General features: G+C 39.0%; 20 protein-coding genes. 13 read left to right on the forward strand and 7 right to left on the reverse strand.

The window, feature by feature from the left end; genetic code table 11:
* Window positions 1-107: 107 nt before the first annotated feature.
* From lpdA to AC4IFE_RS02425, 4 genes are all read left to right on the forward strand, one after another.
* The gene (gene lpdA / locus AC4IFE_RS02410; RefSeq protein ID WP_426048680.1) at window positions 108-1496 is read left to right on the forward strand and encodes a dihydrolipoyl dehydrogenase; all 1389 of its coding nucleotides are present in this window, start codon (window positions 108-110) and stop codon (window positions 1494-1496) included.
* 27 nt (window positions 1497-1523) lie between these two features.
* Window positions 1524-1598 (forward strand): YvbH-like oligomerization domain-containing protein, encoded by a 75-nt coding sequence (locus tag AC4IFE_RS02415; RefSeq protein WP_490754797.1) that lies wholly within the window; start codon window positions 1524-1526, stop codon window positions 1596-1598.
* A 63-nt stretch (window positions 1599-1661) separates the two neighbouring features.
* Window positions 1662-2246, forward strand: coding sequence for a hypothetical protein (locus AC4IFE_RS02420; RefSeq protein WP_490754578.1), 585 nt, complete (start codon window positions 1662-1664; stop codon window positions 2244-2246).
* A 308-nt stretch (window positions 2247-2554) separates the two neighbouring features.
* Window positions 2555-3355: a patatin-like phospholipase family protein gene (locus AC4IFE_RS02425; protein WP_490754579.1), complete on the forward strand. Its 801-nt coding sequence runs from the start codon at window positions 2555-2557 to the stop codon at window positions 3353-3355.
* A 120-nt stretch (window positions 3356-3475) separates the two neighbouring features.
* Here the strand turns inward: AC4IFE_RS02425 and AC4IFE_RS02430 are convergent, their stop codons facing one another.
* The 5 genes from AC4IFE_RS02430 to AC4IFE_RS02450 form a co-directional block, all read right to left on the reverse strand.
* Window positions 3476-3919: a hypothetical protein gene (locus AC4IFE_RS02430; protein ID WP_490754581.1), complete on the reverse strand. Its 444-nt coding sequence runs from the start codon at window positions 3917-3919 to the stop codon at window positions 3476-3478.
* Window positions 3920-3976: 57 nt separating this feature from the next.
* A complete protein-coding gene (locus tag AC4IFE_RS02435) occupies window positions 3977-5011 on the reverse strand; it encodes a hypothetical protein (protein WP_490754583.1) in 1035 nt (344 codons plus the stop codon).
* A gap of 6 nt (window positions 5012-5017) precedes the next feature.
* Window positions 5018-5719 carry an ABC transporter ATP-binding protein gene (locus tag AC4IFE_RS02440; RefSeq protein WP_490754585.1) on the reverse strand — a complete coding sequence of 234 codons (702 nt, stop codon included), beginning with the start codon at window positions 5717-5719 and terminating at the stop codon, window positions 5018-5020.
* 158 nt (window positions 5720-5877) lie between these two features.
* Window positions 5878-6447: a hypothetical protein gene (locus AC4IFE_RS02445; protein ID WP_490754587.1), complete on the reverse strand. Its 570-nt coding sequence runs from the start codon at window positions 6445-6447 to the stop codon at window positions 5878-5880.
* Window positions 6448-6737: 290 nt separating this feature from the next.
* A complete protein-coding gene (locus tag AC4IFE_RS02450) occupies window positions 6738-7199 on the reverse strand; it encodes a nuclear transport factor 2 family protein (RefSeq protein ID WP_490754589.1) in 462 nt (153 codons plus the stop codon).
* A gap of 241 nt (window positions 7200-7440) precedes the next feature.
* Here AC4IFE_RS02450 and AC4IFE_RS02455 point away from each other — a divergent pair, with 241 nt between their 5' ends.
* Window positions 7441-7941: a GNAT family N-acetyltransferase gene (locus AC4IFE_RS02455; RefSeq protein ID WP_490754591.1), complete on the forward strand. Its 501-nt coding sequence runs from the start codon at window positions 7441-7443 to the stop codon at window positions 7939-7941.
* Between the two features lie 126 nt (window positions 7942-8067).
* On the opposite strand, the gene AC4IFE_RS02460 is transcribed toward AC4IFE_RS02455, so the two are convergent.
* Window positions 8068-9168 carry an alkene reductase gene (locus AC4IFE_RS02460; RefSeq protein WP_490754593.1) on the reverse strand — a complete coding sequence of 367 codons (1101 nt, stop codon included), beginning with the start codon at window positions 9166-9168 and terminating at the stop codon, window positions 8068-8070.
* 81 nt (window positions 9169-9249) lie between these two features.
* Between AC4IFE_RS02460 and AC4IFE_RS02465 the strand changes: the two genes are divergently transcribed.
* The 8 genes from AC4IFE_RS02465 (at window position 9250) to AC4IFE_RS02500 (ending at window position 19995) form a co-directional block, all read left to right on the forward strand.
* Window positions 9250-10110 carry an AraC family transcriptional regulator gene (locus tag AC4IFE_RS02465; RefSeq protein ID WP_490754595.1) on the forward strand — a complete coding sequence of 287 codons (861 nt, stop codon included), beginning with the start codon at window positions 9250-9252 and terminating at the stop codon, window positions 10108-10110.
* 136 nt (window positions 10111-10246) lie between these two features.
* Complete coding sequence (locus AC4IFE_RS02470) at window positions 10247-11242, forward strand: alpha/beta hydrolase (protein WP_490754597.1); 996 nt, start codon at window positions 10247-10249, stop codon at window positions 11240-11242.
* Window positions 11243-11432: 190 nt separating this feature from the next.
* Window positions 11433-12563 carry an alpha/beta hydrolase-fold protein gene (locus AC4IFE_RS02475; protein ID WP_490754599.1) on the forward strand — a complete coding sequence of 377 codons (1131 nt, stop codon included), beginning with the start codon at window positions 11433-11435 and terminating at the stop codon, window positions 12561-12563.
* 61 nt (window positions 12564-12624) lie between these two features.
* A complete protein-coding gene (locus tag AC4IFE_RS02480) occupies window positions 12625-13500 on the forward strand; it encodes a helix-turn-helix transcriptional regulator (protein WP_490754601.1) in 876 nt (291 codons plus the stop codon).
* Window positions 13501-13730: 230 nt separating this feature from the next.
* On the forward strand, window positions 13731-15263 hold the full coding sequence (locus AC4IFE_RS02485; protein WP_490754603.1) for a long-chain-fatty-acid--CoA ligase: 1533 nt from the start codon (window positions 13731-13733) through the stop codon (window positions 15261-15263).
* Window positions 15260-16138 carry a prolyl oligopeptidase family serine peptidase gene (locus AC4IFE_RS02490; protein ID WP_490754604.1) on the forward strand — a complete coding sequence of 293 codons (879 nt, stop codon included), beginning with the start codon at window positions 15260-15262 and terminating at the stop codon, window positions 16136-16138. The genes AC4IFE_RS02485 and AC4IFE_RS02490 overlap by 4 nt, the downstream gene beginning before the upstream one ends.
* Window positions 16139-16148: 10 nt before the next feature.
* On the forward strand, window positions 16149-18809 hold the full coding sequence (locus AC4IFE_RS02495) for a TonB-dependent receptor domain-containing protein (protein ID WP_490754606.1): 2661 nt from the start codon (window positions 16149-16151) through the stop codon (window positions 18807-18809).
* Between the two features lie 4 nt (window positions 18810-18813).
* Window positions 18814-19995, forward strand: coding sequence for an alpha/beta hydrolase (locus AC4IFE_RS02500; protein ID WP_490754608.1), 1182 nt, complete (start codon window positions 18814-18816; stop codon window positions 19993-19995).
* Window positions 19996-20028: 33 nt separating this feature from the next.
* On the opposite strand, the gene AC4IFE_RS02505 is transcribed toward AC4IFE_RS02500, so the two are convergent.
* On the reverse strand, window positions 20029-21300 hold the full coding sequence (locus tag AC4IFE_RS02505) for an NAD(P)/FAD-dependent oxidoreductase (RefSeq protein WP_490754609.1): 1272 nt from the start codon (window positions 21298-21300) through the stop codon (window positions 20029-20031).
* Window positions 21301-21612 lie beyond the last annotated feature (312 nt).

Genomic DNA, 21612 nt, shown 5'->3' on the forward strand with positions numbered 1-21612 from the left:
AGCCAGTCAACGGTCCGCCAAATGAACGTAGCATTCAGTGAAATATGAATGACAGGACATAGAACATCCAATATTTTTCCTTAAATTCGCATAAAATTTTTAAAATAATGAACTACGATATCATTGTCATCGGAAGCGGTCCTGGCGGTTATGTTACAGCGATCAGAGCAGCACAATTGGGTTTCAAAACTGCAATTATCGAGAAAGAAAACTTAGGGGGAATCTGCCTGAACTGGGGATGTATTCCTACGAAAGCTTTACTGAAGTCTGCTCAGGTTTTTCATTATATCAACCATGCTGAAGACTATGGTCTGAATAAAGTGGAAGCCAGCTTTGAATTCCCAAATGTGATCCAGAGAAGCCGTGGCGTAGCCAGCAAAATGAGCAAAGGAATCGAATTCCTTATGAAGAAGAACAAGATCGACGTGATTCTTGGTACAGCTAAAGTTCAGAAAGGTAAAAAAGTGTCTGTTACAGATAAAGATGGTAAAGTAACTGAATATGCAGCAGAAAACATTATTATCGCAACAGGAGCACGTTCAAGAGAACTTCCTAACCTTCCTCAGGATGGTAAAAAAGTAATCGGATACAGACAGGCATTATCTCTTCCTGAGCAGCCGAAATCTATGATTGTTGTAGGTTCTGGTGCTATCGGGGTAGAATTTGCCGACTTCTATAATACAATGGGTACCAAAGTAACGGTTGTAGAATTTATGCCAAATATTGTTCCTGTAGAAGATGAGGAAATTTCTAAGCACTTGGAAAAATCTCTTAAAAAGACAGGAATCGAGATCATGACCAATGCATCAGTTGAAAGCGTTGACACAAGCGGAGAAGGCGTTAAAGCTACTGTAAAAACAGCTAACGGAAACATCACCCTTGAAGCTGACATCTTGCTTTCTGCTGTGGGTATCGCTGCCAATATCGAAAATATCGGATTGGAAGAAGTAGGAATCCAGACTGATAAAGGAAGAGTTTTAGTGAACGAATGGTACGAAACTTCCGTTCCGGGTTACTATGCGATCGGTGATATCATTCCTACACAGGCATTGGCACACGTTGCTTCCGCAGAAGGAATCACTTGTGTTGAAAAAATCAAAGGAATGCATGTTGAGAAGATCGACTACGGCAATATTCCGGGATGTACATACTGTCACCCAGAAGTAGCCTCTGTAGGTCTTACAGAAAAGCAGGCTAAAGAAAAAGGATACGAGATCAAAGTAGGAAAATTCCCTCTTTCTGCAAGTGGTAAAGCTACTGCTAACGGAAATACAGACGGTTTTATCAAAGTTATTTTTGACGCCAAATACGGTGAGTGGTTAGGATGTCACATGATCGGAGAAGGGGTTACAGATATGGTTGCAGAAGCAGTAGTTGCCAGAAAACTGGAAACAACAGGTCATGAGATCATTAAATCTATCCACCCGCACCCAACAGTTTCTGAAGCGATTATGGAAGCGGCAGCAGCAGCTTACGGTGAAGTAATCCACATCTAAGCAAAGTTCTTTTGGCAATATTTTCAACTGGTCAAAAACAGCTTTGAAAAATACAATCAGAAAGACTTTTCAGCGATTTTTGAAAAGTATATTAATAACTAAAATATTAATAACTATATTTAAAGCTCAGATTTGTTCTGGGCTTTTTTTATGATAGCTGCAATTATGAAAAAGATACATTTACTCCTTCTTTTCCTTTGTTTTAATTTTCTATTTTCTCAGAAAGAAACATACTTTCCGGCCAAATATGTCCTGAAAAGTTCTAAAGACACCATAAAAACAAAAATTCTGAATATTGGATTGTATGATAATGACGAGTTTTCTCCGGCAACTTATATCCAGCAGATCACAGTTTTGAATCCCTCAGGTAAAAAGATGAAGGTGAATGAAAATGATATTAAATACCTGGAAATAAGAGACCTTAAAAAAGTGAAAAGAACCTTTGTTAATTCAAAATCTGTTCTTCCAGCAGCTTCCGGATTGCTTCAGGTGATGTACAGCGGGAATAAGACACAATGGTACAGAAAAAGCGACTATACAGGTTCTATCTATACCTACGAAACAAAGAATACAGATTATCTGATCATGCGTAAGAATAAAAATATTAATGAAATATATTTCTGGGCACCCGGAGTAAAAGCGCAACTGAAAGAAATATTCGGGACATATCCCGATATTTCATTATTGATAGATGGAATGGTTGAAGATAAAGATTTAGTAACGATTCTTGAACGATACGATAAAAAATAATACAGAAACTTTTGTAAATAAATGAAACCACGGATGATGTCTGTGGTTTTTTTGTAAATTCAGGTAAGTCCTAATGATAATATTATTGCCGGAAAGTATCCTGCCTATTCCCAAAAACCTTAATAAGGCTATACAATTAATGAGATAAACCTGCATTTTTCAGGATAATCTTTCTATGATAAATATCGGGGACAGTTTTTAGAAAATTTTCATCAGCTTTAACGGAATCATACTGCCAGAATACTTCTAAATACAATATTTATGAAATTTAATCTTATTTTCTCATCCTCTTTTCTTAATTTTATTCTATGAATTTTGAGAGAACAGGGCTGGTTTTATCAGGAGGCGGTACCAAAGGGATCGCCCATGCAGGAGTTTTAAAATTCTTGAACGAAAAAAATATAGACATCGATGTGCTGGCATGCTGCAGTGCAGGATCTATTGTGGGATGTTTGCATGCAGTAGGAAAAACGCCGGATGAGATCCTGGAATTCTTTAATTCTATTTATTTCTTCAACTGGAAACATTTTACCTTCAACCAGCCTGGGCTGGTTTCTTCCGTGATTTTCAGTAATTATCTTAAGCCTATTTTTCACGATATGAAATTAGGAGATCTGAAAAAAGAAGTGAAAATTGTAGCCACAGAACTGGTATCCGGAACCCAGAAAATTTTTGATGAAAACTTCAGAGTGGTAGATGCCATTATTGCCTCTTGTTCCATTCCAGGGGTTACAACACCCTATATCATTGGTGAGGAAATGTACTGCGATGGCGGAGTACTGAACAATTTTCCTGCAGATATCATCAGAGATGAATGTGATAAACTGATCGGTGTTTTCGTATCACCACCGCATGATATTGATATTAAAGACCTGAAATCCATCAAAGCCATTGTTTCCCGTTCCTATGATCTTCTGTCCTATAGAGTCGAAAAAGGAAAATTCGATTATTGTGACTGGTTTATTTCTTCCCAAAAGCTTTCCTCTTACGGAACTTTTGAACGCAAAAAAGACCGTCTGGAAGAAATTTTCAACATAGGATATAAAGCCGCCGAAGAAAGCTATGAAACAAGCAGTTTTCATACAGAGCTGAAACAGTCTGGTTCATAAGATTATTTATACAACAAATTGAATTTATAATAAAAATCCCACAGATTACACTATTCGTGGAATTGGATGGGTGTAATCTGCAGGTTAGTAAGGCATATCGTTAAGCTTTATAATACTATTTTATTGCTTCACTACAAACCCGTCCTGACGTACAATTTCCTGGTCATTTTCGTCATTCACAGTGAGTGTGTAAGGGGCTTTGGTCGCTGAATCGGTGAGATAATTTCTCCATACCTGGTATGTGTGTCCTTTATTCACAAAGCTGAAATAGTAATTTCCTCCTGAACCGTCAGGGATCAGCTCACCGTCACTGATGATCATGCTTGGCTTTGACGTAATTCTGGCGTTAGCAGCCCACGACTGGTAAAGATATTTTCCATTGGGCTGTTTATCAATCCTGATCTTAAATTTTTTCGTTTTGATGATCACGGTTTTCGGGACTTGCTGAGAAGGAAGCATCTTGCTGGAAATACTAATAAAACTGGAGGCTAAAGGCTTCTCGGCTGCATAAGCTAAAGAAAACTGAGCCATACAAAAAGCTCCTAATAAGATTCTTTTGATCATTACAATTTGGGTTATTGGTTAGATTAATAGACCCATCAAATATGAAGCCATGGATATTTATCCTAAGATGACTTCTTTGATCCATGCATCCAGCTCTATTGTGTTTTTAAGCGTTGTCAGGAACCATATATTGGTCTTATGTCTTTCAGAATATTGGGGTGAATATACTTTCAGGCCCTCTTTAAAAAAGCTAAGATGAATATTTTCTTTTAAAAAATCGAGCCGCCTGTCCAGCCACTTTCTTTCCTCCACAGAACCGGACTTGTGATGCCTGATCAAAACTTCAATGATGGAGGTGTCAATTCTTTCCGATTCTTTCAGCATTTTATCCAGAGCATGGGTCAGTATTTCGTCATTGATAAAATTAATGTCGGGCAGATTTTCGTCATTGTTCTGAAAAAGATGTTCAAACTCAATATCCTGAAGCATATGGTGTGCTCCGTGCATGATCTCTGCTGCAGGACTGTAGTCATTATTATCTTTTACAATAAACACTGCAGGGATATCCATTTTCAGACGGGTATACGCTTCAATTTTATGGTGTCCGTCCAAAACAAAAGCACAGCTCATCATCGGATCCAGATGGTAAAGACTGTAAAATACAACGGGTTTTGGGCGGCCTCCTTTTCTGATAAGATCCATATAATATTCTATTCTGTTGGGATCTATGCTTTTACTTTCCAGCGTATACAGATAATTGAAATCCTGGAAAGGGTAGAACCAGCCGGAAAACCTCTTCCGGTCAGGAATATCTTTGTCGGCAGGTAAAGGTCTGGCCATATAAAAGTTGGAATTGTCAAACGGAATTTCACCCAGATTAACCTGGTAACTGCCACTTTCAAAAAGCTTGAGAAAATCCTTAATCCCAGTCATGATTTCGGCTTCAGTTCCATCCGTAAGAGCACAGTTAAGACTGTCGGCCAAAGTTATTTTTTCTTCATCAGAGAGTTCTGATACCGAATAGTATTCACCCACACTTCCTCTGGAATCCGGCCAGTTAATGGCCACAGGCCGCCGGATGATTAAGCAGCTGGCAAAACCATCGTACAGAACTTTAATAATGCCCTGTCCGTGAGTGATGTGGATTTCCATGAGTAATTAAGAAACAGCCGTATAGCTTGCAAAAGCTTCTTCCAGACTGTTAAATCTGCCTTTAAATTCATCAATAGGGCAGTCCTGAAGAATGGTTCCCTTGTGAATCAGAATAACACGTGAGCAAAGTGCCTCCACTTCCTGCATAATATGAGTAGACAGGAGGACTGTTTTCTGTTGCCCGATCTCTTTCACTACATTTCTTATCTCAATGATCTGGTTAGGATCCAGTCCATTGGTAGGTTCATCTAAAATCAACAGATCAGGCTGATGGATGATAGCCTGTGCAAGACCAACCCTCTGCTTATATCCTTTAGACAGCTGCCCGATCTTTTTTGACTTTTCCGGAGTAATTCCCACAAGCCCGATCACCTCATCGACTCTAGCTGCAGATATTTTATGGATATTGGCAACAAACTGAAGGTATTCCTTGACATACATTTCCAGATATAGCGGATTGTTTTCAGGAAGAAAGCCTATTTTTTTCTTGCTTTCGATCTCGTGTTCGGAAATATTCATTCCGTTAAAGATAATTTTGCCCTGATCAATTTTCAATGCTCCGACAATAGATTTCATCAGGGTGGATTTTCCGGCTCCGTTAGGACCCAGAAGGCCAATGATCTCATTTTTATCAATAGAAATATTGATGTTGTCTAGTGCGGTCTGTTCCCCAAATTTCTTGGTTAAATTGATTATCTGAAGCGGCATAATAAGTAATGTCTTTCTGCAAAAGTAAAAAATAAAAAACTCATTTCGTAATGTACGGTTGCGTAATATTAGAAATAAAAGCGTTATCTCCCGGATTTATCTTAAAATAAAAAACTCATCCGAATGAATGAGTCCAGTAATGTTAAAAAATAGTATAATTATTTTCTCGATTTCTTGTTTTTATTGCCGCTGTTTGAAGCTGGAGCCGCAGTAGATGCCTGATTTGACGAAGATTTTGTACCATTGATCTGCTGCATGGTAGCAGGTCTCTCATACATAGCGGATTTTCCGTTCGTTCTTCCGAATATTTTATCCACCTGTTTTCTGGTTAAAAACTGTGATTTTCCAACATACTTACGGTTTTTATTGATGTATTGGATAAACTGTACGGTCGGCTGCCCGTAATTTTTCTCGTAATGAAGTTCAATAATATCATTAGGAAGTTCCAGGATGATGTTTTCGTCCGGGGAGGATATAAAGCCGTCCATGAGCAGTTTATACAGACCGGATACATCGCTGTCCAGGTTGTGAAAGGAAAAAGACCTTATGGTATTCAGGTTACTTGTATTAAGATCCTGGTAATTGATGGTAAATTTATCCTCTTTTTTATATAAACCTACGGAATTATCTTTGCCAATTTCCACCAAGTTTTCATTTTTCAGCACTTTGATCTGCGAGAAAACTGAAATACTGAACATGCATGTAATGAGTAGAATTATTTTTCTCATGTGGAAGGGATTTTTATGTTTTATAAATTTGTGTCTTAAAATTACTAATAAAAAGTGTTTAAACAATTTTATTATCTCAAGCAAAAGTAATACTTTTTTTTAATATCCGTAATGGGAAAGCTGTTGATATTATGCATACCATTGCATGTGATGAAAGGTTTGCAAATCATTTGTTAGCAGACGTTTATAAGTTATTTGCATCAATTCCGAAATGTTAAACTAGCTGAGTGAGCTTTTTGGTGCTGTAAACTATTAATTAACAGGGACTTTAAAATTTATTCTGAGTTTATTTAGTGTCCGTAGCTGACCACTCTTGAAATTTTCCATCCATCAGGAGTTTTTTTCCAGACATGAACAAACTTAAATGTTCCACAGTTGGTCAGAGAGCCGTTTTCCAGGCGGCAGAATTGATGGATTCCGGTTTGTACAGCACCATAATCCTTAATAGGATATACTTCGACAGATCCGGGAATCAAAACTCTCCGGGTATAGGAGTAATTTTTGGCTACTCTGCTGAAATTGTCAACAGTTTCCTTATAGTCGGCCAGGCCACCGACATCATGAAAGAACTCAAGATCTTCAGTAAAGAAAGTCTTCAGTTTATTGATATTTCCGGAATTGGCCGCGGCAAAGAGAATGCTGTCTTTTTTTATGATGTTGTCATAGAGTTCTTTGGATACAGGGATATACGCTTTCGATTGGGAGAAAACCGCTGTTACCATCGAGCAACATAATACAATTGAAAATAACATGTTTTTCATATTCAAGGTTCGATCTATTAAACAATTTTCAAAAAAGGCTGTTATATTTGCTCCTCAGTTTACTCAAAGATACTCAATTGGTCTCAAAGGCTATGAAAGATAAAGATTTTTTTTCGAAGGCAGAATATTTTGAAACTAAGGCCATGAGCCTGAATAAATAGTTATAAATACTATATTCTTGCTGACGAAGCATTAATTTGTACCTTTACTTTCTCATCATTAGAATTTTAATATGCGTATTGTACACCAGGATCAGTACTTTATGATCCGTGAATTTTTACCTGAAGAACGGAACCTGTTTTGTGATCTTTTTGAAGATGAAGAAGTTACAGAGTATCTTCCATACCGTTCCCCTGAGCAGTATACAGAAATGTTTGAAATAGCTCTGGAGGATTATCTTAAAGGTCCCTTTGGCCGTTTTGGAATATTCAACTCTGAAAATAATGATTTTATTGGAATGTGTCTTGCCAGGATCTTTGCAGACGTACCCGGTCAGGTGGAAATAGGATATACTTTGAGTAAAAAATATTGGGGAAAAGGCATAGCAACTGAAGTAAGCTGCGCACTCGTAAAATATTGCTTTTTAAATACCCGGACAAATGAAGTTGTAGCCGTAACAGACCTGAATAACATAGGTTCACAGAAAGTATTGGAGAAAGCAGGTTTTAATCGGATTGATAATCTGAAAAGAACATATGGTGAACTAGCTTACTACATTGTTAAACGCAGTTAAATCCCGTACTCCATCTGAAAGATAAAAATCCCCGTGAAAAGACGAGGATTTTGAAGATATTCTCTGTTTCAATGACATGAACCAGAGAAGCTATTTCCATAGCAGAAGTAATTGAAAATTTGTTTTTTAATAATTGATACACTTGCTGTAAGAGAAATCCGGATAATCAATATAACCTTTGTCTCCGCCATGATAAAAGGTTTCCTCATCCCAATCTGCCAATGGAAGGTCACTTTTTATACGTTCCACAAGGTCAGGATTAGAAATATACAGCTTACCGAAAGCAACCATATCGGCAAGGCCGTTTTGCAGAATATCCTCGGCTGTTTTTACTGTAAATCCACCTGCAATCATGATGATATTTTTAAAACGTTGTCTGGCATTTTGTAGAAAACTTACTGGAATTGAAGGTTTGCCATCGGTTATTGCATTAGAAAAATGAATGTACAGAATATCCAGTTTCTGGAGCTCGTCAAGTATATATTCATGGGTGGTCAGTTCCTCAGGATAAGTTTTCAGATCATAAATTTCGCGGAAAGGGGAAAGCCTTATACCTACTTTATTCTTACCAACTGCTGCAATAACTTCCTGCATGACTTCAAAAAGGAACCTCGTTCTGTTTTCAATACTTCCGCCGTATTCATCCGTTCGGGTATTGCTCAGAGGATTGATGAACTGGTCGATCAGAAAGCCGTGGGCTGCATGAATTTCAACACCGTCAAATCCCGCTTCCACTGCGCTGATAGCTGCCTCTTTGAAAGCCTGCACCCAAACCGGAATTTCTTCTGTGCTGATGGCAACGGGTATCGTCATGCTTTGATAGCTGTTATCAGGGATACGGATAGTTTCATTCACGGAGATGGCAGATGGTGCTATCAATGGCTCGTTATTTTGGATAGCCGGATGTCCGACACGGCCTGACTGTACCAGCTGGGCAAATATTTTTCCATCTTTTGCATGTACTCCTTCCACTACTTTTTTCCAGGCATCTTTTTGTTCTTTATTATATATTCCCGGAGTATTCATATACGCTCCACCATTGGAAGAAACTGCAATATTGTCTGATATTAATAATCCTGAACCGGCTCTTTGCTGGTAATACGTGATCATGGATGGTGACGGTATGCCTTTAATGGCTCTTCTGCGGTTCATAGGAGCCATGACAACTCTGCTGGAAAGAGAAATATTCTCATTGATGAATGGCGTGGCTAACTTTTTCTGTGACATATTCTTTTTTTTGACAAAATTAGCATGGGACAACAGACGGGAACAGGAATATCAAGCGGTTTTTTTTGTACATTTCGGGTAATGAAAGCTAAACATTTACATAAACCTTTAGACCTGTTTGTATCAGATATGGAGCACTGGAACGAGCGACCGCTGATCTATCAGTTCTTCGAAATTGTACAGATCATAGAAGGTGAAGGTACCCGAATTGTCAATGAAAACAAGTTTTCATACAGTAAAGGGAGTATTTTTTTATTCACGCCATTAGATTGTAGAGGTTTTGAAAGTACTACCACTACACGCTATTGCTCCATCCGGTTTTCTGAAGTTTTTCTTGAACAGTATAAAACCAAACACGAAAAAGAGAAAGTTATCAAATGGTTAAAACAACTCGAAGCTATTTTTACGTATCACAACCGCTTTGAAGAGGTTTTGATTAAAGAGCAGAGAGATTGTGATATGATTACTTCATTAATTCAAAACATGATCATAGAATACAATAACAAGCCTTCCTATTTTGATGAAAACCTACAGCATTTGGTAATCCTTGTTTTAAATATCATTTCCCGTAATGTGAATCCTCAGCAGACCATATCAGATTCAACCATGGATGAACCGTTGATCAATAAAATACTGGTTTACCTGCATCAGCATATACACTGTCCTAAAAATTTAAGAATAAAACATCTTGCAGAACAGTTTAATCTCTCTGCCAATTATATCGGCGAATATTTTAAAAATCTTACAGGAGACAGTTTACACTGCTATCTCACCCAGTATAAAATGAATATTGTTGAACAGCGGTTGATCTACAGTGAATATTCCATCGGGCAAATTGCAGATGACTTAGGATTCTCAGATGAGAGCCATTTAAGCAGGCAGTTCAAAAAACACAGGGGAATGACAGCTGCTGCTTTCCGGAAGAAGTTTAAAACTAAATAAAAATCTACAGCGGACGAATTTGAAGATCCGGTTATAAAAATTCCTTTTCCGTATCACAAAATTTCCTTTTCGTATCATCCGGTGGTAAGCATAATATTACTTTTGAAAGAATAGATTTTACCATTACTATACTATTATGAAAAAATACCTGTTATTTCTGTTATCTTTCCTGATCCCGGGCTTATCATTTGCACAACAATATAACCCACTTACCCTTCAGGAAGCAGAAAAAAGATTACTGCCCCAGTTTAGAGCCATGATTAATGCTCCGATTCAGGATATTACCCTGGAAGAAGTAAAAAAAGAACGTAAAGCCCAGGCACAAATGCCCTGGCCGGAACTCAAAAATAAAGACAGCCTTGATGTAGCCCATACAAAATTTCCGGGACTGAATACAAAAGACCCCGAAATTCCGGTAACCATTTATAAGCCTAAAAACGCGAAAAATTTACCCATATTTCTTTGGTTCCACGGCGGAGGCTTTGTGTATGGAACCCCTAAATGGGATCATCAGAGATGTGCAGATTATGCGCTGAGAGGAAATGCTGTCGTTATCAATGTAGATTACCGTTTCGCCCCTGAGAATCCTTTTCCTGCGGCACTTCACGATGCCTATGCTTCACTTTTGTGGGCCAACAAAAATGCAGGAAATCTTGGTGGAAATCCAAAATTGATTGCAGTGGGAGGGGAAAGTGCAGGAGCCGGGATATCCGGAAGTCTGGTACAATATGCAAGAGATCAGAAAGGTCCGGAAATCAGTTTACAGGTTCTGGAAATTCCTCCCGGTGATTTCGGGATGGATTATCCCTCAATTGTTGAATTTAAAAGAATTCCCGGTATCAAAAGTGATGATTTCCCGGTTTTAAAAGATTTCTTTATAGGGAAAAATGGCAATTCAAAAGAAAAATATGTGTTGCCTGGCAACATTAAAGATGTTTCCAATCTTCCACCTGCTGTAATTTTTGTTGCCGGAACAGATCCTTTACGGGATAGTGGAATAGCTTACGCAGACCGCCTGATAAAAGCAGGTGTTTTCACAGAATTACACGTTTTTGCAGGCTATGCTCACGGAATGCCACTTCCCGGAAGCATGGACATCACACTGAGAATGATGAAGCAGTTTCTTAAATAATCAGAATAAAAAAGTTGAAAAAATCTTGATTTGAATACTGGAAACAAAGAACAATATTCTACAGATTTTAATACAGAAAAAATATTTTCCTTAATATTGATGTAATAACACTGGATTGACAGAAATAACAAGAGGCCTTTTCTTCAGAAAAGTCGTGTGACTGTGAATCTCATATTCTAAAATTAAAACAATGCAGTACTCAAAAAAAATACCCTTAATTCTCGTTTTATTTTCTTCAGTTGTATTTTCCCAGGCCTATAAAACTTCTTCAACAGTTTTACCGGGAAAGGAGTTTCCGAAAATAGACACAGAGAAAAAAGCAGAATTCCGTGTTTACTTTCCGGATGCAAAATCCGTAATTTTAGATGGAGGAGATGGGATGAAAAGTATAAAATCCTCCGGTTCCAAAGATAAAGACGGCTTTTGGAACATTTCCACGACTCCCATGGAAATAGGCTTTCATTATTACTGGTTCAATGTGGATGGGCAGCGTACAAACGATCCCAATACACAGTTGTATTTCGGGTACAGCCAGCCGACGAGTGGAATTGAAGTTCCTTCCGGCGAAGACTTTTTCCTGGAAAAAAATATAAAGCACGGAAAAATTGTTAATGACAGTTTACACTCAGAAATAATACAGAGCCAGCGGAACTTTAAAGTATATCTTCCACCCAATTATGGATCTGAAAAATTGCCTGTCTTATATCTGTACCATGGTACCGGAGAAGATATTACAGGCTGGGAAAAACAGGGGTATATCCTTAATATTTTAGACAATCTTTTCGCAGAAAAAAAGGCCAGGGAAATGATAGTGGTGATGGACTATGGAGTTGCCTTGAATCCGGAACAGGAAAAAATGCCCGACAACTATCCCAGAACAGTGCTTTCTTCCAAAAATCTTGATAAAATCGTTACGCAGGAGCTGATTCCCTATATTGACAAGAAGTATAAAACTTCAGGTAAAAAAGCTATTGCAGGGCTTTCCCGCGGCAGTTACCAGGCTATGCTTATCGGGACTTCCCATCCTGAAACATTTTCGGCGGTCGGAGCATTCAGTCCTGTGATTTATGAAGGAACTGAGGCAGAACCTTTTAAAGAACTCCCCATCGGAAACTTGCTGAAGTCTAAGAAAAAACCTTACTTCTTTATCGGAATCGGGGAAAAAGAAGACGCCATGTTTTTTAAATTCGATCAATTATTGACGGATTTCTTAAACCGGAATAATTATCCTTATTTCCAATACAAATCCCCTGAAACCCGCCATGAATGGCTTACCTGGAGAAGATCTCTCTACCAGTTTGCCCAGCAGATTTTCAAATAAAAAACATGATATTTGTCATATTTTGAAATTTTATTAACTTACACGAATAAATTACCGTCGTATGGAATTACTCCTTCCTTATCTGGAACCGGATGGATTTAAACAAGGTCTGATGAAGGATTACAGATTTTGTGATAAAGATTTCCTGAACTCTACTGTTCTGGAGATGCCGGAGGATTTAGGAACCGGGAAACTGATTCTTTTCAATAAACGTAATTTTCATTTTTTCCGCGGAACCTGGAACTTTCATGAAGAAACTATTTTCCATTCCCCGCATAAAGTAGGAGACAACGGAATGATGGATTTCCGGATCAACAAAGAAGGAAAGATCAGCAGTAATTTTATTAATAATGAAAAAGAATTTGAGCACAATACGACAGATATTGACGGGGTAAGAATTTTTGTCCCGAAAAGTATCTTTCCAAAAGATAACGGACTCCTGAAAGAGAAGCTGGAAAATGCACAGCGCAATTATATGAGTCAGGATAAGCTCAAAACTATCTTCGATACCCCGTTTGATGATGCTTCCTGCAGTATCATTCTTGAAAGCAGAATTCTGGAATTTTTGAGTTACTGGATTCATTATCTTCTTTCTGATGAAAAAACCTTTGAGCACAAGAAGGCATTTGAAGACAAAATAAAACTGGCGAAAGATTTTGTGGATACCAATACATTCCAGACTTTGGCGATCAGGGAAATCAGCCGTTATTGCGGGCTCAACAGCAGTGATCTGAAAAAAGGATTTAAGGACTATACTCAATTACCTATTCATCAATACATCATTAAGGCCAGGATGGAAACAGCCCGGTCCATGCTTCTGGAAACCGAAAAATCGGTAGGAGAGATCAGCGATTTTATCGGGTATAATAACCGTGGGCATTTTTCCCAGCTTTATCTCCGTCATTTTGGAAAACTTCCTTCCGAAGAACGTCTGTAAAACTTAAACACTCTTATACAAAATATCGTGAATGTCTTTTATACCTGACATTGGCGTGAAGTTGCATTTTTATACACCTGGAAAAAATTTCTTTTTCGTATCACGGAATTTCCTTTTCGTGTCAGCACCTGTTCAGCATATCATTAATTTGGAGTTAAGATTAGTTCATATGAAATATCCTTTAACCAAGGCCTTTTTCATATCAATATTAACTTAATATGAATAAAACTATGCTGAACTTATCAATTTTAGTGGAAGAAAGTGCGAGAAGAGATCCCGAAAAACCAGCTTTAAGCCTTGGAGACACTACAGTCAATTATAGAAATTTCCATGAAAAGGTCTGCCAGACGGCCAATGCATTGACAAAAAAAGGAATAGGTTATGGAGATAAGGTTGCTTTGCTCTGTCCTAATATTCTTCAATTCCCGGTTATTTTTTTTGCCATATTAAAGACCGGAGCAGCTGTTGTTCCGTTTAGTATTTTTCTTAAACCTGAAGAGATCGCTTACCAGCTTTCTGATTCCGACAGTACCATGTTTCTGTGTTTTGCCGGAACTCCGGAAATGCCTGTCGGACAATTCGGGAAAGAAGGTTTTGACAGAAGTGTGTCATGCAAAGACTTTATCAGTATAGGTTCTATAGCAGAAGATATTCAGGACTTTGATGATTTCATTAAAAATGAAAAAACAGATTTTGAATCTTATATGACCTCATCAGAAGATACAGCCGTCATTATTTATACTTCAGGAACTACAGGGAAGCCAAAAGGAGCGGAACTTTCACATATTAATCTTTTTACCAATGCAGAAGCCAGCACGAGCATCATTGCATCTGCTGAATTTGAAGCCCAGCTTGTCGTTCTACCATTATTTCACATTTTCGGTTTAACGGTGATGATGCTTGCCGGAATCCGGAGATCACTTCATCTGATCCTGATGCCAAAATTTGATGCCAAAACGGTTTACCGGCTTATTACCTATTTCGATATCAGAATTTTTGCAGGGGTTCCCTCCATGTATTGGGCACTTCTGGATGAAGAAGATACTGAAGAAAACAGAAATATCATTAAGCAATTAAGGATCTGCGTTTCCGGCGGAGCATCCCTTCCTGTAAAAATTATTGATGAATTTGAAAACCGTTTCGGGGTTCCTATTATTGAAGGATATGGAATGTCCGAAGGTTCTCCCGTGGTGACATTCAATCAGCTGGCAGTGGGACGTAAACCGGGTTCTATCGGAACGCCGATTTGGGGAGTTGATGTGAGAATTGTAGATGACACATGCAACGAACTGCCGGTTGGTGAAAAAGGAGAACTGATCTATCGCGGTCCCAATGTAATGAAAGCCTATTACAAAAAGCCTGAAGAAACTGAAGAGGTTCTGAAAAACGGATGGATGTTTTCCGGAGACATCGCTGTAAAGGATGAAGATGGTTTTTTCTTCATCGTTGACCGTAAAAAAGAAATGATTATCCGGGGCGGAATGAATGTTTATCCCCGTGAAGTAGAGGAAGTGATGATGAGAAGCCCTGATATTTCCATGGTGGCCATCATCGGCGTTGATGATGAGAAGCTGGGTGAAGAAATTAAAGCATTTGTGGTGAAAAAAAAAGAAAGCAACGCTTCCGAGGAAGATATTAAGTTGTGGACAAAAGAAAGAATTGCCCAATATAAATATCCGAGAATCATAGAATTTATAGACGAGATGCCATTAAGCGCCACAGGAAAAATACTTAAAAAGAATTTAAAAAAACAACTGAAATGAATTATTTTAAAATTGCAGCCCTGTCCATTACATTATTGGCCGTAAGCTGCGCAACACAAAATGTTGAAAAAACCAAAACGGTTTCTGTAAACCAGAAAGAAGAAAAACTTACCGGCATACAATACGGTTCACACGAAAGGAACGTAATGGATGTTTATCTACCGGCAAACAGAAGCCCGAAAACCGCCTTTCTTGTTAATATCCATGGCGGAGCCTGGACGCAGGGTGACAGAAAATATGATGGTAAAATTTCCGAATATCTTCTTTCACAAGGGATTGCCGTTGCCAACCTCGATTACCGGTATGCCAATCTTACCGACACCCATCTTCCTGAACTTTTAGATGATATTGATGGGGTTGTAAAATATCTTTCTTCCCATTCCAATGAGTGGAATACCAGAAAAAAAGGGTTTTCAATTTCCGGAGGAAGCTCCGGTGCGCATGTTTCGCTGATGTATGCCTATACAAAAAATCCTCAGATCAAAACCATTATAGACATGTGTGGTCCCGTAGATTTTACGGATGTTCAGACTCTGACGTATGTAAAAGCAGCTAACCTTCTGGAGGTCCTGGATAAAATGTCAGGAAACAAAACAGTCTGGAATCCCGGTGATGCTATTCCGGAAGCTTACGCTAAAACCAGTCCTGTAAAATTTGTTAACCAGATTCCTACCATGATTATTCATGGTGATAAGGATGAAGTGGTTCCTATCCAGCAAGCTTATATTCTGGAAAAAGCCCTGAAGGCAAAAGGTGTTCAGTACAAATTGGTCGTAGTTCCCGGCGCAGGGCATCTTATTACAAAATTACCGGCAGATGAGCAGGTGGTATTCGCCAATGTGGCGGAATGGCTTAAAAAGTATGGCACAAATTAATGATAAAACTATGAAGACTACATTTTTAAATACAAAAATTACGGCAGCTGCACTTTTCCTGGCAGCCTTTTCCCATGTAACAGCCCAGAAAAAAGAAGCTGACACTGCAAAAACAAAAGATATTGATGAGGTGATTATGACCGGAGTATTTGATAAAAGAACAAGAATGAACGCGCCTGTTGCAATCTCTGTTCTGAAAAGCGATGTCATTGAAAAGCAGGTTCCCAACAGTGCTGCGGACCTGCTCAAAAATGTTCCCGGAGTCTATGTGAATTCATCCTTGGGAGAGATCAGAAATAATGTAAGCTCAAGAGGAATCAGTGCAGGTTCTTCAGACGGTACTTTTGCTTACGAGTATATATCTATGCAGGAAGACGGTTTGCCTGTAACCAATACCACCTACTATAATTACGGTCCCGACTTTTTTCTGAGAGCGGATGCTACTATTTCTCAGATTGATGCGGTGAGAGGAGGCCCTGCTTCTATTACTGCTGCCAATGCACCGGGCGGAATTTTCAATTATATTTCCAAAACGGGCGGCAATACATTCGGAGGTGAAATCCGGGCAAAATATGGTGTTCAGGGAGCAGATAATTCCGGATATCACAGGATCGATGCCAACTTTGGAGGCCCTTTGGGAGACAACTGGTTTTATAATATCGGGGGATTTTACCGGTACGATCTAGGAGCCAGATATGCCGGATATCCTTTTAATAATGGAGGACAGGTAAAAGCAAATATTGTAAAAAAATACAGTAAAGGAAGCCTGAAAGTATTTCTAAAATACCTGAACGACAAAAACGGTTATGCTCAATTGGTTCCTACCAGAAACTATACAGACCCGGAGCCGGCAGAAGGGTTCAGCAGCAGTTCATCCTTACTGATTCCGAAATTACAGTACAATTCTCCGGATTTTATTCATGGAGGGAATATAGATTATAACTCGGGCCGTCTGGTTAGCAATAAATACCGTTCCGTAGGACTGAACTGGGACCATAATCTTGGAAATGGCTGGAAACTTTTCCTGGCAAGCAAATATTCTGATAATGATGTGGTGCAGAACAGTGTAGGAAATTCTTTTCTTACGTCGCTGGATGATCTGACTTCTTATTTTTTGGTTGGAGGACTGGGAGTGGGGACTTATTCCTTTAAGGATGCGCTTACAGGACAGGAACTTGCCAGTGTGAATGCTGCCCTGGGAGCCGGTGGCCTGCCTGTTTACCAGATTACTAAGAATCAGTTGCCGGGTCAGTCTATTCAGAATAATTCATTTTTAATGTCAGCCCTTAATTTTTATGAAAATAAGGTGAAGGAATCTATGAATCAGCTGACCATTAATAAGAAATGGAACAATATGAATTTCTCATTTGGCGGTTATTACGGTTATTCCGATGTGTGGCGCTTTTCCGGAATCAATGGGATAGGACTTACCACCTTAGAGAACCGGCCAAGAATGCTGACCTTAAGTTTAACAGGGGTTACCACCTTAGATTTTACAAAACCGGGAGTGTATCAGCTGACGAATAATGATGGTTTTGCACAGGCAGCCGGAAGCACTGGAGATTTACTTGAATTCAAAGCTAAACAGCAGCAGGGAGCCGTGTTTTTCGGGCATACCTGGGATATTACAGATCATCTGACGCTGGATTGGGGAATTCGGTATGAAAAAGTGTGGATCAAAGGAGATAATACCCGAACCTATCTGTTTTCAGATAAAAACGGAGGTACGGATGGCAGCATCTATACCCTTTACAATAACAATGCCTTGACAAAACTTACAAATGTTGTTTATAGCAGACAGCTGGAAAACTTTTCCTATTCAGCTGCACTGAACTATAAATTCAATAATAACCTTGCCGTATACGCCAGATATTCCAAAGGAAGCAAATCTCCGGATCTCGATATGTTCTTTGCGGCCAACAGACCGGAAACAATAGGTTTACTCGATCCGCAATCCAGAAAAACACAGCAGGTGGAAATGGGATTTAAGGCTAAAACAACATATTTTGATGCTTTTATAACCCCATTCTACAGTTTACTGAGTAATGTTCCCTACAGCTTTCTGGCTGATGACGGGAAAGGCGGATTCTATACCACTCCTTCATTATATAACAAAAACGAAACCTATGGCATTGAACTGGAAACCAATATAAGACCAACCGATAACTTCAGCGTCAGGGCTGTACTTACACTGCAGGACCCGAAAGTAAAGGAAGGCTATTTATGGAATCTGGGAAGCGCACCAGGCCCTGCGGATGATACTGTATTTTCATATTCAGGAACTACCATTGCCTATACACCGAAAATTATGGCCAATATAACTCCCAATCTGAAAGTGGGTAAAGCATTCGGATTTGTAACCTGGAATTATATGGGGAAAAGGGAAGGCAGTAATACCAACGTTTACAAATTGCCGGGATTTTCCCAATTTGACCTCGGGCTCGGATACAATTTAAATGAAAATCTCAGCATGCTTATTAATGTGAACAATGTATTTAATAAATATGGGGTGATGAGCTACCAGAGACCGGGAACCCTTCAGCAGCAGCTTGCCGGCTTCGAAAACTTTACCCAGGCCGAATATGCTTCTGCAGTGGCTAATAATACTCCTTATTTTACAATTGCCATTCCACCCACTTCCGGATATTTTACGGTAACTTATAAATTTTAATATCATGAGAAAGTTCTTACATATATTCTTTGCAGTTCTGCTCTTCATTATCCTGATATTATTGGTTATTCCCATGATTTCTGTGTATCTGAAAGCACCCATGCTTCTGAGCGGTTACAGCAGTTCGTTTGCCATGCAGTTCAATTCACAGTTTGTTGTTTTGGGGTTGGTTTTACTATTGATCTGTTTTCTTTTTTACAGATATGGAAAATACTGGCGGAAATTAATGACAGCTAATTTAATCCTTTCGGTTCTGTTTTTTCTTACCCAGATTTACTTCACTGCCGTCATGTTTTCTACTGCAAAAAAATACAATACTGCAGTTTCTTTTTCCCAGGGATTAAAAAGTTCTGGAATTCCGGTAAAACCTACGGAGACTTATTCTTATCTTACGATTTATAATGAAGAACAGCATATAGATGTTTTCCGCCCGGAAACAAAATCTTCTGCACCTGCGATCCCTGTTATTCTTGTTCATGGAGGTGCTTTTATTGAAGGAAACAGAACCCAGGTAGGTTATGCTGCCAACTGGTTTAAAGATCATGGATACACTGTTTTTTCCATTGATTATCCTTTAGGAAAAGAAGACCGGCATAATTGGGAGTCTGCTGTTAATTCAGTCGTGACTTCAATGGGTTTTGTGGTGAAAAATTCAAAAAAATTCAATGTTGACCCCAACAGAATAGTTTTGGTAGGGGGCTCTGCCGGGGCAGCTTTAGTGATGCAGGCTGATTTGGGATTAAGGAAAGGTTTTGCAAAATCTTACGATTCCCCACAGCCTCCGGTTCCGGCCGGAGTTATTGCTATTTATCCGCCTGTCAGCTTATCCGAGCTCTGGCAGAAAATAGATGAAAAAAAGAATATTGATCTCAAATATGCGGCCAGAAAATATCTCGGAGGTTCACCCACCGAGTTCCCACAGCGCTATGCACAACTGAATTTAATAGACCAGCTTTCCGAAGGAATCTCCCCGACGTTCATTATTGCCGGCGAAATAGATCATGTCGTAAATGTAGAAGCTACAAGAAAATTTGTAAAACAGGCGAAGGAAATGAAGCTTCCTGTTTCTTATGTTGAAATTCCTTACGGGGAACATGTTTTTGACGCCAATTCCAATTCCATTGCCGGCCAGATTGAATGGAATAAAATAGAAGAGTTTTTAAAAAATAATCATCTGGAAAACTGATGGGAGCATGATAATAAACTTTTTTTAGGCAGATTATTGTTGTTTACTTGTATTCTTTTTTGGATAAAGAATTAAACGGATGGACGGGTTATTGGTGATAAACAGCCGGAACCAATCCAGTGCCAGCCTGATTTTGCTTCTGAAGCCTACCAGCGGAATGATATGGATAAACAGCCAGGTAAGCCAGGCCAGGAAACCTTTGAATGAAAATTTAGGCAGATCTACCACGGCATTGAACTTTGAAATGATTGCCATACTGCCTTTATCATTGTATTTGAACGGAATGAGTGTTTTTCCTTCTTCTTGTCTTATGAAATTTTTAGCCAGATTTTTAGCCTGCTGTATGGCTACCTGGGCCAGCTGGGGATGTCCTTTCGGGAACTCTTTATCAGTTAGCTGTAGAGCGATATCTCCTGCAGCGTAAATGTTATCCATTCCTTCAACCCGGTTGTATTCATCGGTTAAAATTCTTCTTCCTTTGCCGATTTTGTCTTCCGGAATTCCAGGGACTTCGCGCCCTATAACTCCGGAGGTCCAGATGAGGGTTTCAGTATCTATGAATGTTCCGTCGGACAGGAGCACCTGATTATTCACATAGTCTTTTACCGAAACGTTAAGAAGTATTTTTACACCAAGCTCCTGTAAGGTCTTGTATGAAGTTTCCTGCGCCATTTTACTCATCGGGGAAAGCAGGGTAGGCAACGCATCAATCAGATACAGATTGGAAAGGCTGAGCCTGATCTCAGGGTATTCTTTTTCAGCAATATATTTTCCCATTTCTGCGATCATCCCTGCCAGTTCTACTCCGGTAGGCCCGCCGCCTGCTATAACCACATTCTGTAATTTTTCTGCCGTTTTCGGGTCTTTATTTCTGGCCGCTTCCTCAAGGTTGAGGAGCATATGATTTCGCAGGTAAAGTGCCTCCTCAATATTTTTCATCGGAAGTGCACATCTCTGGACATTATCCATTCCGAAAAAGTTGGATTCAGTTCCCAATGCAATAACCAGATAATCATAGGTAAGGTTTCCCGTATCGGTTTCTATGGTATTGCTTTGGGGATCAACTTTAAGGAGGCTTCCCATGTGAAAATTCACATTTTTGTAGGTTGAAAATAATCTCCGGAAAGGATAGCTGATGTTGGAGGCCTGAATAAAAGAGGTAGCCACCTGGTAAATAAGGGGAGGAAAGAAATGATAATTGTTCTTATCAACAAGCGTGATAAGAAACCTATTGTCATTTTTTAGGGATTTAATAAGATTAATTCCTGCAAATCCTCCACCAACAATAATGATACGCTTTTTCATGTTAATTGATATTTGGAATTGTTTCGATTATCCTCCAATAATGGCACCAAAAATAGATCAGTATGTTACATTGAGCTTAACAGGTCCGGAAATGCAATACAGCAACACTTATAAAAAAGCAATCGCTGTAAACAGCAGATCTGGTTCCTGTTAGTATACAACATGGTTAATACTTACCATCAGGCGTGCTAATCTTTTATAAAATTAGCAAACACTTCTGGTCTGAATTATTATCCTGATCATAAACACATGGTTTTGTTTAATGTTTTTCGTAACAATAAATTAATATGGCTTGCTTTTTGATATTGGAAA

Source organism: Chryseobacterium sp. UF-81 (assembly GCF_058245105.1).